The following is a 14,927-nucleotide window of genomic DNA, read 5'->3' on the forward strand; positions in this document are numbered from 1 at the left end:
TTTATATTTATTAATTACGAAGGTATTTCAATATATGAAAACTCCAATTTATTTAGATTATGCAGCAACTACGCCAGTAGAACCAGACGTAGCAAAAAAGATGATGGATTATTTAACAATAGATGGTGAATTTGGAAATGCAGCATCTCGGTCCCATAAATTTGGTTGGAAAGCAGAAGAAATAGTTGATATTGCACGAAATCAAATATCTGATTTAATTGGATCAGATGCACGCGAAATTATTTTTACATCTGGAGCTACAGAAGCAAATAATTTAGCTATAAAAGGCATAGCTTTTTTTCATAAAAATAAAGGTAATCATATTATTACTAGTAAAACTGAACATAAATCCGTTTTAGATACTTGTAGATATTTAGAAAACAATGGTTTTTCTGTAACTTATTTGACACCAAAAAGTAATGGTATTATTGATTTAAATGATATAAAAAATAATATCAATAAAAATACTATTTTGGTTTCTTTAATGCATGTAAATAACGAAACTGGCATTATTCAAAATGTTGAAAACATTGCAAAAATTTGTAAATTATATGGTGTTTTTTTTCATGTGGATGCAACACAAAGCGTTGGAAAAATACCTATTAATTTACAAGATTCATCGATAAATTTAATGTCTTTTTCTGCGCACAAGATTTATGGACCAAAAGGAATTGGGGTGTTATATGTACGTCGAAAACCCCGCATGCGTTTATTACCTTTAATACACGGCGGAGGTCATGAACGTGGCATGCGTTCAGGTACTTTACCTGTTCATCAAATTGTTGGCATGGGCGAATCTTGTGCTATAGCAAAAAGAAAAATAAATGATGATTTTATTCACTTAATAAAGTTACGAAATTATTTATGGAATGGTATTAAAAATATTGAAGAAGTATATTTAAATAGTGATTTGCAACAAGGTTCTCCTCATATTTTAAATGTCAGTTTTAATTATGTTGAAGGTGAATCATTAATTATGGCTCTAAAGGATTTAGCAGTATCTTCTGGTTCTGCATGCACTTCAGCAAGTTTGGAGCCTTCATATGTTTTAAAAGCATTAGGAATTAAAGATGAGTTAGCTCATAGTTCTATTCGCTTTTCAATTGGGCGATTTACAACTCAACATGAAATTGAACATACAATTTTATCAGTACACCAAGCAATTAAAAAATTACGTGAATTATCACCATTATGGGAAATGTTCAAATCAGGAGTTGATTTAAATAGTATAGCATGGGATTATAATTGACAGATTTAATAAAATTTAAAAAGGTAATTTATATGGTTTATAGCAAAAAAGTCATGGACCACTATGAAAATCCTCGCAATGTTGGATCGTTTTCTAATTCTGATAAAAATGTTGGAAGTGGATTAGTTGGTGCGCCTGCATGTGGTGACGTGATGAAATTACAAATTAAAGTTAATAAAAAAGGTATTATTGAGGATGCTTGTTTTAAAACTTATGGATGTGGTTCGGCAATCGCATCAAGTTCACTAGTAACTGAATGGGTAAAAGGTAAAACAATTACAGAAGCTGAATCGATTAAAAACACAACTATAGTTGAAGAATTAGAATTGCCACCAGTAAAAATTCATTGTTCTATTTTAGCAGAAGATGCTATCAAAGCCGCTATTACAGATTATAAAAAAAAACTCAGTCAAAAATAGTTTAATCATTGCAAATGTCATGTTGAAAGAAGATATTCTTTCAACATATATTTAACATAATTTTTTGATGTTACTGAAATAATTTATAAGGGTACAAATGGATTATTTTACACTATTTGAAATACCTAAAACGTTTTTTATTAATCAAGAATTGTTAACGAAAAATTTTTATAAGTTACAGTTAAAATTTCATCCTGATGTGTTTTTACATCATTCAGAAGAGGTAAAAAAAATCGCTTTAAAAAAGTCAATTAGAATTAATAAAGGTTATAAAATTTTAAAAGATTTTTTAAATAGAGCAATATATCTGCTTTATATAAATGGCATAGATCTTAAAAAAGACATGCAAGCATCAGAAAATAAATCATTTTTAGTAAAGTATTTTTTTTTACAAGAAGAATTAGATTTTCTAAAAAAAAATAATTTTGATGCGAAAAAATTATGTATTTTAGAAAATAAAATAAATAAAAAGATTAAAAAGTATAAAAAATTAATTGAATTAAATTTTATCAATAATAATTATCAAGTAGTTGTTGAGATAGTTAAAAAATTGTTATTTTTTGAAAACATCAAAAATAATTTAAATACAGAAAAGGATGTGTATTTAATTAATGTTAATAAAGGCAAGTATAAATGACGCTTTTAAAAATAAAACGTGATCAAAAATTATTTTTAGGAATTGATTTTGGTACAACGTATTCTTTAGTAACAACAGTATATAAAAAAGATATTGTATTTTTATTAGATGAAAAACGTCGTTTTTTGATACCATCAATCGTACATTACAAAAAAAATAATATTTTAATAGGTTGGGATGCTGAAAAATACAAAATTGTTGATTCTATTAATACTATTAGTTCTGTAAAAAGATTTATTGGTCATTCTATTCATTTTGTTAGAGATAGATATCCGGTGTTGCCATACGTTTTAAGAAAAGATGACGACGGGAAAGTTTTATTTGAAACGTGTGCAGGTTTTTTTACTCCTACAGATGTTGCTAGTAATATACTGGTAGATCTAAAAAAGAAATCTGAAGTGTTTTTTAATAAAGAAATATGTGCAAGTATTATTACTGTACCAGCTTATTTTAGCAATATTCAACGTGCTGAAATAAAAAAAGCTGCTATATCCGCAAAAGTTAATTTAGTTAGATTGTTAAATGAGCCGACAGCAGCAGCTATTGCATATGGTTTACAAATGTATAAAAAGGGAATTATTGTTGTTTATGATCTAGGAGGTGGTACTTTTGATGTTTCTATTTTGCAATTAAATAAAACAGTTTTTCAAGTTTTAGCAACCAGCGGAGATACTAATTTAGGCGGTGATGATTTTGATATTGCATTAGCACAGTATATTTATAAAAAATCTAATTTGTCCAATAAATGCAATGATATTTTCTATATGGAACTGTTAGCGTTATCAAAAAAAGTGAAGATTCAATTAACTAAAAATGAAGTGGTTAAAATACAATTTTACAATTGGGTTGGTGAAATTCATCGATATGAATTTAATTTAATTATCAAAATTTTTATTAATAAAACACTATCTATTTGCGCACAGTTAATTAAAGAAACAAAGTTATCATTAGATGTTATTAAAGATATTATTTTAGTAGGAGGTTCAACACGAATACCGTTTTTATATAAAGAGGTTGCACGTTTTTTTAAAAAAACACCCTTGCAATCTATTGATCCTGACCAGGTTGTAGCAATTGGCGCAGCAATTCAGGTGAATATGTTAATGAATAATGTTTTAAAAAAAAATCAAAAAATACTTTTATTAGATGTTTGTCCACTTTCTTTAGGAATAGAGGTAATGGGAGGATTTGTTGAGAATATTATTCCTTGTAATACTCCGATACCCATTTCAAAGACAAAAGAGTTTACTACTTTTAAAGACAATCAAACAGTTATATTGATTCATGTCGTACAAGGTGAAAATAAGTTAGTCAAGAATTGTGTATCTTTATCACGATTCGTTTTAAGAAATATTCCCCGTCAAAAAGCAGGTATAGCACGTATTTTAGTTACTTTTGAAATAGATGCAAATGGTTTGATTAATGTAACAGCATCAGAAAAATATAGTAAGAGAGAAGAAACAATAAGCATAGAAAACGTTTTTTTATCTACAGAATAAAATTATTTTTACATAAACATCATAATATTTACAGTTGCAATATGAACGTAATTTTTATATATATGTTATTTATAATTTTTAGATAACATTTTGGAAAACAATAGATGCCTATAGTATTATTTTTACCTCATAAAATTATATTACCTAAAGGTAGTAAATGTCTTGCAAAACCTGGCGAGACAATTTTAACTGTTGCATTACGAAATAACATTAATATTGAACATGCTTGTGAACAGTCATGTGCATGTAGTACTTGTCATTGTATTATAAGAAAAGGTTTTTTTTCTCTTTCAGGATGTTCTGAGAAAGAAGAAGATGTTTTAGATAAAGCATGGGGTTTAGAGACTGAAAGTCGGCTAAGTTGTCAAGCGATTATTGGAAATAGTGATATTGAAGTAGAAATTCCTTTATATAATAGTAACTATAACAATAGTTAAAAATCAATTTTTCTTTTTTTAGTGCAGTATGGATTAGTGCTATCTTTAAATTTTATATGCATTGGAATGCTGTTTACGTTAAAAGTACGGCAAAAAAAATTGACTAAATATCTTTTATATGATGTAGATAGATATTTGGTTCGATTACCATGTATAATAATTTTTAGTGGTTTAAAGCTGCCTATATGGGCATATTTTAGTTTTATTTTATAACCTTTTGTCATTGGTGGTTGATGTCTTTTTATTGCTTCATGCAGTGTTTTAGTTAGTTCTGATGTGTTTATTTCTATGTTATATGATTGATGTATTTCATGAATTAATTGAAATAACTGAGACAATCTTATTTTATGTAAAGCTGAAATAAAATGCATCTTGGATAAAGATAGAAATGAACATTGTTTTTTGATTGTATTTTTTATTTGTCTTTTAATTGAAGAATTTATTAGATCGGATTTATTAAATACTAAAATGATTGGTTTACCAGATTTTAGAATGAAATTAGCTAATTTTAAATCTTGCTGACATATTTCAATGCTTGCATCTATTATTAATAAAGATACATCTGTTTTTTTAACAGTTTGTAAAGTTTTAATAATTGAAAATTGTGTGATACTATTTTGTTTTTTTTTGTTTTTAGGTATCCCAGCAGTGTCAGTGAAAATATATTTTTTATTATTATATTGAATTGGTACAGAAATGCTGTTTAATGTTGTTCCTGGCGTGTTACATGTAATCATTCTCTCTTGTCTTAAAAGAGCATTAATTAAAGTGGATTTTCCAACGTTTGGACGGCCTATACAAGTTATTTTGATTTCTTTTTTTTGTTTTTTATTGTTATTTTTTATGATTTTTGTTTCATGTTTATTATTAAAATTTTTATGTATCCAAGGTAACAGAAATTGAGATATTAGTATATTAATTCCAGTTTTATGACTAGCGGAAATCTGATAGATTTCTGCGAATCCTAAAGAATAAAATTCATTTTTTTGATTAGATATTTCAATATTATCTGTTTTATTAATAATTAAAATAATCTTCTTGTTGTATTTTCTAACTTTGTTTAAAATTATACAATCTTGGCTTATTAATCCGCTTTGAGCATCTACTATAAAAAAAATTAAATTTGCTTTTTGTATAGCAATTAATGTTTGTTTGTAAGCTTGTTTTTCTATTTCGTTTAATGGTGCATCAAATCCCGCAGTATCGATTAGGATAGATTGTTGTATTCTGCTAATATTCCATAACCCATATTGTCGATCTCGAGTTAGTTTAGTTTGATGAGATACTAATGCATTTCTCGTTTTTGTTAAAACGTTAAATAAAGTAGATTTTCCTACATTAGAACGCCCAATTAATGCAATAATGGGTAACATAATGAATGTGATCTCTTCTTATATTTTTTTAAAATGTAACTTTAGGAACAATTATTAGATATATATTTTTATTGAAATTCAGATATTTTCATGTTAAGGATTTCTTTAGATGTATGTGATGTTTCTAATGTCCTGCTTTTTTTCCATGATTTTATTGCTTGTTTTTTATTTTTATTATCTATAAAAATATCACCTTTTATATTTTCAATTATATGATTCCAATTAATATCTTTAATGCTATTGAGGATATCTATAGCATCTTGGTTTTCATGTTTCTGCAATTTTATTTTCACCATTCTTAATTTTATAATATTTTTTAGTTCTTCATTTTCAGAATAGTGTAAGACATTATTCAGTTGAAGAAAAGCATTATTTAAGTCATTGGATGAAATATATATCTTTGCTAAAAACATAGCAGTTAGAATTCCATAAATATTATTGTTGTGCATGATAAAATTTTTTGCGTTGTTTAATGTTTCAATTTTTTTTATATCTAATTCTTGTATTACTTTTTCATATCTACATGCATTTAAGTCGGTATTTGTGTTTTTATAGAAAATGCGTTTAAAAATAAAAAAAATACTGAAAATTAAAAAAATAACAATACTAATTATTACTTTTTTTCTTGAAATATTAAGCATTTAACCTCCTTTTTTGATTTTTTTTTTTTATTTTTGGAAACAGATTTTTTGTACAAAAATATTATTATATATATTTTTTTTTTTCAATATATGCAATTTCAATTTATTTGTAATTTTTAATTTTATACTTTTTTAGAAAAAATATAAAATTTTAACGATTTATACACATTAAAATCACTGATTATGCACAGCTAATTAAATCAAAATTGTCTTTAGAATCAATGACAAAGATGACTTATCCACAGGTTTGCTTTGTCCTAATAATAATAAATATATATTTGTTCTCTTTTCTTAAAGAAAGAAAAATAATGTTAATATAATTAGATTTTGTTTTTTTCTTTTTTAATCTCTGGTTGACATATTAATCTTATATACTATAATTTTTTAAATCCCTGAAAGGAATTGAATGAAAAATGTCGCATCCAAAATGTTTCGATGTTATTGTTATTGGTGGAGGTCATGCTGGAACTGAAGCTGCTATGGCTGCAGCAAGAATGGGTTGCAAAACTCTATTATTAACGCAAAATATTTCAGATTTAGGAGTATTATCTTGTAATCCGGCGATAGGAGGAATAGGAAAAAGTCATTTAGTGAAAGAAATAGATGCATTAGGAGGTATCATGGCAGTCATATCTGATTATTCAGGTATTCAATTTAGAGTTTTAAATTCTAAAAAAGGTCCTGCTGTGAGATCTACGAGAGCGCAAATAGATAGAATTTTATATCATGAAAATACAAAGAAAATATTGTATAATCAACCTAATTTATTAATTTTGGAAGAAGAAGTAAAAGATTTAATTTTTAAACACTATCGAGTAACAGGTGTATTGACACAAAATGATATTAACTTTTTATCACAAACAGTAATTTTAGCGGTAGGTACTTTTCTCGGAGGGAAGATTCATATCGGTTTAACTAATTATCCTGCTGGACGAATTGGTGGAAAATCTTCGATAGATTTATCTAATCGTTTAAGAGAATTATCTTTGCGTGTGAATAGATTAAAAACTGGTACACCAGCGCGTATTGATGTGAACAGTATTGATTTTAGTAGTTTAACAGTTCAAAATGGAGATATTCCTGTACCGGTTTTTTCATTTATGGGTCATGCCAAAAATCATCCTGACCAGGTATCATGTCATCTTACATATACTAATGAAAAAACTCATGATATAATACGAAATAATTTACATCAAAGTCCCATATATACAAAAATTTTAACAGGTTTAGGTCCTCGATATTGCCCGTCTATTGAAGATAAAGTTGTGCGTTTTCCTAATAAAAAGTCGCATCAGATTTTTTTAGAACCGGAAGGATTATCGAGTGTTAAAATATATCCAAACGGGATTTCTACTAGTCTTCCTCTCGAAGTTCAGAAAAAATTTATCGCTTCTATTAAAGGTTTAGAAAAATCTAAAATTATCACCCCTGGATACGCTGTAGAATATGATTTTTTTGATCCGAAAGATTTATATCCTACGTTAGAGAGTAAATTGATTAAAGGTTTATTTTTTGCTGGTCAGATTAATGGTACGACTGGTTATGAAGAAGCAGCGGCGCAAGGTTTGTTAGCTGGTTTGAATGCTGGATTAACTGTTTTGAATATAAAAAATTGGTTTCCAAGGCGTGATCAAGGATATTTAGGTGTTCTTATTGATGATCTTACAACACAAGGTACTAAAGAGCCATATAGAATGTTTACATCGCGAGCTGAGTATCGATTAATGTTACGCGAAGATAATGCCGATTTGCGTTTGACTAAAATTGGTCGTAAATTTGGCTTAGTAGATGATGCAAGATGGATTCGTTACAATAACAAATTGTTGAATATAAAAAACGAAACTGCTCGATTAAAAAAAACAAAAATATGTCTAAAATCTAATGATGCTAATGTTTTAAAGAAACTATTTTCTTGTCATTTAACAAAAGATACAAATTTATTAGAATTATTAAAGCGACCAGGAATTACATTTTCAGTTTTACAAAAACTACATGATATAGATTTACGATGCACGGATTTAGATGCAATGACGGAAATTGAAAATACAACTAAATATGCAGGGTATATAAAACTACAGGAAGAAGAAATTCAACGACAATTAAATAATGAAAACACTTTTTTATCTCCTGATTGCGATTATACCAAAATTAAAGGTTTGTCTCATGAAGCCATAAATAAATTAAATGATCATAAGCCAATTTCGATTGGACAGGCATCGAGAATTTCTGGTATTACACCAGCTTCGATATCAATTTTATTGATTTATTTAAAAAAACAATCTTACAAGAAAATATTTTAAAATAAAATTTATGGTGGATTTTATTTGTTTTTTTCTGTATTCTGAAAATAACAGAGTGATTTTTAAGAAACAACAGGAAAACGAATTTTTACTCAGTTTATAAATTATTCTTTGATAATAATAAGAATAATATAGCTAATTTATTGTTTTAAATTTCTTAAAGAAATGAAATAATTAGTTAGAAATTATTTTATAGAACATGATATGATTTTTCGAGAATATTGTTAAATGACGATGAGAAAAAAATATGACATTAGAGAAAATATCTAATTCGAAAGAATATATTAATCATCATTTAAATCATTTTCAAATAGATTTACGAGATTTTTCAACTGTACAGTCTAGTGTAATTCCCTCTAGTTTTTGGGTTATAAATTTTGATTCGATATTTTTCTCTCTTTTATTAGGATTATGTTTTTTAAGTACATTATATGCAATATCAAAAAAAATTACTGCAAAAGTTCCAGGAAGATTGCAAGCTGGTGTAGAATTAATTTTTGAATTTGTAGATATTAATGTCAAAAGTATGTATCGAGGAAAAAGTATTTTTGTTGCACCGTTATCGCTAACAATTTTTATATGGGTTTTTTTAATGAACTTAATGGATTTAATACCGATTGATTTTATTCCATATATGTTGTCACATTGGTTTGCGTTACCTGCGATACGAACGGTACCTTCTTCTGATGTGAATATTACATTATCGATGTCATTCGGAGTGTTTTTTTTAATTGTATTTTACACTATTAAGGAAAAAGGTCTTTGTGGTTTTTTCAAAAGTTTAATTTTACAACCTTTTCGTCATCCTGTATTTTTTATTTTTAATTTTATTTTAGAATTGGTATCGTTATTATCCAAACCAATTTCGTTAGGATTGCGTCTTTTTGGAAATATGTATGCAGGAGAGATGATTTTTATTTTAATTGCTGGTTGTCTTCCGTGGTGGTTACAATTTTTTTTAAATGTACCATGGGCTATTTTTCATATTCTGATAGTTTCATTACAGGCATTTATTTTTATGGTATTAACTATTGTATATTTGTCAATGGCATCACAGTCGCATTAATTAAAACTTAATGCTACGAGACTTATTAATTGAAGGAGTTTGTAATGGAACATTTGAATATTAATATACTTTATATAGCTGTTGCAATAATCATTGGTTTAGCAGCTGTTGGTGCTGCAATTGGGATTAGCATTTTAGGCGGCAAGTTTTTAGAAGGAGCGGCAAGACAGCCTGATTTGATTCCATTATTAAGAACGCAATTTTTTGTAGTTATGGGTTTGGTGGACGCAATTCCGATGATTGCCGTAGGTTTGGGTTTATATATGTTATTTGCAATTTCTTGATATTTTAACCGTTTTAAAAATATGTAATTAAAATTTAAGGGTATTTTATATATAATTAGATCACATAAAGTTTAGTTTTTATTTTATTATAAAGGTATAAGACTGTGAATCTGAATGCGACAATTTTTGGTCAGATAATTTCATTTTTTTTATTTTCTTGGTTTTGTATGAGATATGTATGGCCTCCAATTATTGTGACTATTCAAAATCGACAAAAAAAAATTGAACAATCGTTAATTGCTGCTGAACAAGCTAAAAAAGAATTAGAACAAACTAAGATACAAATACAAAAAAAAATACAAAATGCAAAAGAGCATGCAGAAAAAATCTTATATACGGCAAAGTCTCAAGGAGATATTGTTTTAGCAACAGCTCAAAAAAAAGCGTTATCAGATTGTCGTAAGATGTTGATCAATACTCAATCAGAAATTGATGTAATGATTATGAATGAAAAGAAAAAATTGTATAAAGAAATAACAGTTTTATCGATTTTAATGGCAGAAAAAATCATAAAAAAACAAATTCAAAATAGCGATAGTCAAATTTTTGTCAATGAATTAATTTCTTCTTTTTCCAAGATAAAGAGTTAATATGTCAGTATCATATACAATTGCTAGGCCTTATGCTAAAGCTATTTTTGAAATTGCTGTTAAAAATAACACGATACAAAAATGGCAAAATATGTTGATTTTAATTAATGCAATTGCATCTCACAAACAAATAAAATATTTTTTATCTGGCGCTTTATCACCGAAATATTTGTCATATATCTTTTTTAAAATCAGCGGTAAAAATATTAATATGTACGCAAAAAATTTGGTCAGATTATTATCTGAAAATCAACGTTTGAGAATATTAAAGGATATATTAAAACATTTTCTAGAATTAAATTGTGCGCATCAAAATATTTTAGTTGTTCATTTAATCACAGCACACCCTTTTTCTAAAAAACAAATTTTTGATATTCGTAAAATTTTAGAAAATATTTTTCTGAAAAAAATTGAGTTTGTATGTAAAATTAATCGTGACATAATTAGTGGTTTTATATTAAAAACGTATGATACAGTTTTTGATTTTTCTATTCGAAGTCATCTGAATCAACTGTTTAAAACTTTAAATCCTTAAGAGAAAAAATAATATATGCAATTAAATTCTACTGAAATTAGTGAGTTAATTAAAGAAAGAATTTCTCAATTTAAAGTATTTCATCAATCATATAATACAGGTAAAATTGTATCTGTTAGTGATGGTATTATAAAGATTTATGGTCTATCTAACGTCATGTTAGGTGAAATGATTTTATTGCCAAATAATGAATACGCTATCGCTTTAAATATAGAACGAGATATAATTGGTGCAATTGTACTTGGTCCCTATGCACATATTTCTGAAGGAGATGAAGTGCAGTGTACAGGAAAAATATTAGAAGTACCTGTTGGCATCAATTTGTTAGGTCGAGTTGTAAATGCATTGGGCGTACCTATTGATGGAAAAAAGGATATAAAAAACGACAGTTATTTTCCAGTTGAAACAGATGCGCCTGGAGTCATTGATCGTCAATTTATTAATCAACCAGTACAAACTGGTTATAAAGTCATTGATTCAATTATTCCTATTGGAAAAGGTCAACGTGAATTAATTATTGGTGATCGTCAAACAGGAAAAACAGCTCTTGCTGTAGATACAATTATTAATCAAAAAGAAACTGGTCTTAAATGTATTTATGTTGCGATTGGGCAAAAATTGTCTACGGTGATTAATGTTGTAAAAAAAATAGAAGAGCATGATGCGTTGTTTAATACTATAATTGTTGTTGCTTCATCTTCTGAATCAGCTGCTTTGCAATATTTATCTCCATATTCAGGTTGTGCAATGGGAGAGTTTTTTCGTGATCAAGGAATAGATGCGTTAATTGTATATGATGATCTTTCAAAGCACGCAATAGCTTATCGTCAAATTTCTTTGTTATTACGTCGACCTCCTGGTCGAGAGGCATTTCCTGGAGATATATTTTATTTACATTCCCGTTTATTAGAGCGGGCAGCTTGCGTTTCTGAACAGTATGTACAAAATAAAACGAATAATACAGTTGTTGGAAAAACTGGATCGTTAACAGCCTTACCAATTATTGAAACGCAGTCAGGAGATGTATCGGCATTTGTTCCAACCAATGTTATTTCCATCACTGATGGTCAAATATTTTTGGAGTCCAGTTTGTTTAATTCAGGCGTTCGCCCTGCTGTTAATCCAGGTATTTCCGTGTCTCGTGTAGGCAGCTCAGCGCAATGTTGTATTATTAAAAAGTTATCTGCTGGTATTCGTACTGATTTAGCGCAGTACCATGAATTGGCAGCATTTGCACAATTTGCATCTGATTTAGACGAAACTACTCGTCGACAATTATTACATGGACAAAAAATTACTGAATTATTCAAGCAAAAGCAGTATTCGCCATTTTCTATATCTGAACAAAGTCTCATTTTATTTGCTATAGTAAATAAGTTTCTCGACGACGTTGCGCTTGATCAAGTAACACGATTTGAACAGGAAATACTACTTTATGCTAAAGCACATTATTTTGATTTAATGACAGAAATCAATCAAACAGGTCATTTTGATCATGTTATACAAAAAAGAATTTTAAAATTAGTTAAAAATTTTAAAGAATTAAATTTTATATGATTATTTGTTAATTTAAAAACATAAATGGAAAAATAGTGACGAGCGCAAAAGAAATAAAAAGTAAAATTATTAGTGTTATTAATACTAAAAAAATTACTAAGTCTATGGAAATGATTGCGATCGCGAAAATGAGAAAAGCAGAAGCGCGTATGTTTGCTAGTCGTCCATATTCTGATGTTATAAAAAATGTTATTAATCATGTTATGCATGGACATGTAGAATATCAGCATTGTTATTTGAATACACGTAAAATAAAACGCATTGGTATGATTATAGTATCGACTGATAAAGGATTATGTGGCAGTTTAAATACTAATCTTTTTAAACAAGTATTATTAAAAATGCATTATTTTTATCAAAATAATATTTCATGTGATTTAATATTATTTGGTTTAAAAAGTTTATCAGTTTTTGAAATATATGGTAGTTCTATTCTTGCTAAAATTACACATTTAGGTGATAACCCTGATTTTATAAAGTTAAAGAATGTTGTTAGAATAGTATTAAAAGAATATCGAAATTGTCGCATTGATCAAATTTTAATTGCTTTTAACAAATTTCAAAATAAGATGATACAATATCCACAAATTTATCAATTATTACCCTTTGTTAAGTCGCATACTAACAATATTAACCACGATCAACGATGGGATTATTTATACGAGACAGATTCTAAATTAATGTTAGATATGTTATTTAATCGATATGCTGAATCGCAAATATATCAAAGTGTTTTAGAAAATATAGCAAGTGAACATTCTGCTCGTATGGTTGCCATGAAAACTGCGACAGATAACAGTAGTAATAGAATTAAAGAATTACAATTAATATACAATAAAGTACGTCAAGCAAATATTACTCAAGAATTAATTGAAATCATAGCAGGTGCAGCAGCAGTTTCAGTAAATTAAAAATTAGTGAGAAAAGTGAAAGATATGACTACTGGCAGAATTATTCAAATTATTGGTGCTGTAGTAGATGTGGAATTTCATCATGATTCAGTACCAAAAATATATAATGCTTTGGAAGTAAACAACAAACTAAATAAGTTAATTTTGGAGGTACAACAGCAATTAGGTTCAGGTGTTGTCCGAACTATTGCTATGGGTTCTTCAAACGGTTTAAAAAGAGGTTTGTTGGTTACTGATCTTGGGCATTGTATAAAAGTACCAGTAGGAGAGATAACATTAGGTCGCATAATGAATGTGTTAGGCGAAACTATTGATCAAAAAGGCGCATTTCAACACATGGATCATGTTAAAACTGAATATCGTGAAATCCATCAAAATCCTGTAAGTTATACAGAACAAACTAGCTCACAAGAAATATTAGAAACAGGTATAAAAGTTATTGATTTAATTTGTCCTTTTTCAAAGGGTGGGAAAGTGGGTTTGTTTGGTGGTGCAGGCGTAGGAAAAACTGTAAATATGATGGAATTAATTCGCAATATTGCTGTTGAGCATTCTGGTTATTCAGTATTTACTGGTGTTGGTGAAAGAATTCGTGAAGGCAACGATTTTTATCATGAAATGAGAGAGTCAAAGGTTTTAGATAAAGTTGCTCTTGTGTATGGTCAAATGAATGAACCGCCTGGTAATAGATTACGCGTAGCATTTACTGGTTTAACTATTGCAGAAAAATTTCGTGATGATGGAAAGAATGTTTTATTGTTTATTGATAACATATATCGTTACATTCTTGCAGGAACGGAAGTATCTGCACTGCTTGGTCGTATGCCATCTGCAGTTGGTTATCAACCTACATTATCTGAAGAAATGGGTTTATTGCAAGAAAGAATTACGTCAACTAAAAATGGTTCAATCACGTCTATTCAAGCAGTTTATGTGCCGGCAGATGATTTAACAGATCCTGCTCCTGCAACTACCTTTGCGCATTTGGATTCTACTGTTACGTTAAGTCGTCAAATCGCATCCCTAGGTATTTATCCCGCGATTGATCCATTAAATTCTACTAGTCGTCAACTAGATCCGAACATCATAGGTGATGAACATTACAACGTTGCAATTGCTGTTCGATCTATATTGCAAAAATATCAAGAATTAAAAGATATAATTTCTATTTTAGGTATGGATGAATTATCTGAAAAAGATAAATTATTAGTTTCAAGAGCGCGCAAAATACAAAAGTTTTTATCTCAACCATTTTTTGTAGCAGAGGTATTTACTGGTTTTCCAGGAAAATATGTATCATTACAAAAAAACGTTCAAGGTTTTAAGGGTATTATAGACGGTGAATTTGATACGATACCGGAGCAAGCGTTTTATATGGTAGGATCAATTGATGACGTGATCGAAAAAGCAAAAACATTATAATTTCTTC

At 28.2% G+C, this 14,927-nt stretch carries 15 protein-coding genes; 13 read left to right on the top strand and 2 right to left on the bottom strand.

The window, feature by feature from the left end; genetic code table 11:
* Positions 1-34 precede the first annotated feature (34 nt).
* The 5 genes from iscS to fdx all read left to right on the top strand — a co-directional run bounded on the left by iscS (position 35) and on the right by fdx (position 4,241).
* Positions 35-1,249: an IscS subfamily cysteine desulfurase gene (iscS, locus tag ICW73_02115; protein ID QNS01753.1), complete on the top strand. Its 1,215-nt coding sequence runs from the start codon at positions 35-37 to the stop codon at positions 1,247-1,249.
* A 32-nt stretch (positions 1,250-1,281) separates the two neighbouring features.
* Positions 1,282-1,668: a Fe-S cluster assembly scaffold IscU gene (gene iscU / locus ICW73_02120; GenBank protein QNS01754.1), complete on the top strand. Its 387-nt coding sequence runs from the start codon at positions 1,282-1,284 to the stop codon at positions 1,666-1,668.
* 97 nt (positions 1,669-1,765) lie between these two features.
* The gene (gene hscB, locus ICW73_02125; GenBank protein QNS01755.1) at positions 1,766-2,305 is read left to right on the top strand and encodes a Fe-S protein assembly co-chaperone HscB; all 540 of its coding nucleotides are present in this window, start codon (positions 1,766-1,768) and stop codon (positions 2,303-2,305) included.
* Positions 2,302-3,804: a Fe-S protein assembly chaperone HscA gene (gene hscA / locus ICW73_02130; protein QNS01756.1), complete on the top strand. Its 1,503-nt coding sequence runs from the start codon at positions 2,302-2,304 to the stop codon at positions 3,802-3,804. The genes hscB and hscA overlap by 4 nt, the downstream gene beginning before the upstream one ends.
* Positions 3,805-3,908: 104 nt before the next feature.
* Positions 3,909-4,241, top strand: a complete 333-nt coding sequence (gene fdx, locus ICW73_02135) for an ISC system 2Fe-2S type ferredoxin (GenBank protein ID QNS01757.1) — start codon at positions 3,909-3,911, stop codon at positions 4,239-4,241.
* On the opposite strand, the gene der is transcribed toward fdx, so the two are convergent.
* Both der and ICW73_02145 read right to left on the bottom strand, forming a co-directional pair.
* Positions 4,238-5,614: a ribosome biogenesis GTPase Der gene (gene der / locus ICW73_02140; protein QNS01758.1), complete on the bottom strand. Its 1,377-nt coding sequence runs from the start codon at positions 5,612-5,614 to the stop codon at positions 4,238-4,240. The two genes, fdx and der, sit on opposite strands and share 4 nt — an antisense overlap.
* 68 nt (positions 5,615-5,682) lie before the next feature.
* The gene (locus tag ICW73_02145; protein QNS01759.1) at positions 5,683-6,255 is read right to left on the bottom strand and encodes a tetratricopeptide repeat protein; all 573 of its coding nucleotides are present in this window, start codon (positions 6,253-6,255) and stop codon (positions 5,683-5,685) included.
* Between the two features lie 413 nt (positions 6,256-6,668).
* Between ICW73_02145 and mnmG the strand changes: the two genes are divergently transcribed.
* The 8 genes from mnmG (at position 6,669) to atpD (ending at position 14,920) form a co-directional block, all read left to right on the top strand.
* Positions 6,669-8,555 (top strand): tRNA uridine-5-carboxymethylaminomethyl(34) synthesis enzyme MnmG, encoded by a 1,887-nt coding sequence (mnmG, locus tag ICW73_02150; GenBank protein QNS01760.1) that lies wholly within the window; start codon positions 6,669-6,671, stop codon positions 8,553-8,555.
* A gap of 247 nt (positions 8,556-8,802) precedes the next feature.
* Positions 8,803-9,621, top strand: a complete 819-nt coding sequence (gene atpB, locus ICW73_02155) for a F0F1 ATP synthase subunit A (protein ID QNS01761.1) — start codon at positions 8,803-8,805, stop codon at positions 9,619-9,621.
* Positions 9,622-9,665: 44 nt separating this feature from the next.
* Positions 9,666-9,905, top strand: a complete 240-nt coding sequence (atpE, locus tag ICW73_02160) for a F0F1 ATP synthase subunit C (protein ID QNS01762.1) — start codon at positions 9,666-9,668, stop codon at positions 9,903-9,905.
* Positions 9,906-10,009: 104 nt separating this feature from the next.
* Positions 10,010-10,495: a F0F1 ATP synthase subunit B gene (locus ICW73_02165; protein ID QNS01763.1), complete on the top strand. Its 486-nt coding sequence runs from the start codon at positions 10,010-10,012 to the stop codon at positions 10,493-10,495.
* 1 nt (position 10,496) lies between these two features.
* A complete protein-coding gene (locus ICW73_02170; protein QNS01764.1) occupies positions 10,497-11,030 on the top strand; it encodes a F0F1 ATP synthase subunit delta in 534 nt (177 codons plus the stop codon).
* A 15-nt stretch (positions 11,031-11,045) separates the two neighbouring features.
* Positions 11,046-12,587: a F0F1 ATP synthase subunit alpha gene (locus tag ICW73_02175; protein ID QNS01765.1), complete on the top strand. Its 1,542-nt coding sequence runs from the start codon at positions 11,046-11,048 to the stop codon at positions 12,585-12,587.
* 35 nt (positions 12,588-12,622) lie between these two features.
* Positions 12,623-13,498: a F0F1 ATP synthase subunit gamma gene (gene atpG / locus ICW73_02180; GenBank protein QNS01766.1), complete on the top strand. Its 876-nt coding sequence runs from the start codon at positions 12,623-12,625 to the stop codon at positions 13,496-13,498.
* 24 nt (positions 13,499-13,522) lie between these two features.
* Positions 13,523-14,920 carry a F0F1 ATP synthase subunit beta gene (gene atpD, locus ICW73_02185; GenBank protein QNS02111.1) on the top strand — a complete coding sequence of 466 codons (1,398 nt, stop codon included), beginning with the start codon at positions 13,523-13,525 and terminating at the stop codon, positions 14,918-14,920.
* Positions 14,921-14,927: the final 7 nt, after the last annotated feature.

It is taken from the genome of Buchnera aphidicola (Pentalonia nigronervosa) (genome assembly GCA_014622685.1).
Taxonomy (GTDB): Bacteria; Pseudomonadota; Gammaproteobacteria; order Enterobacterales; family Enterobacteriaceae; genus Buchnera; species Buchnera aphidicola_BD.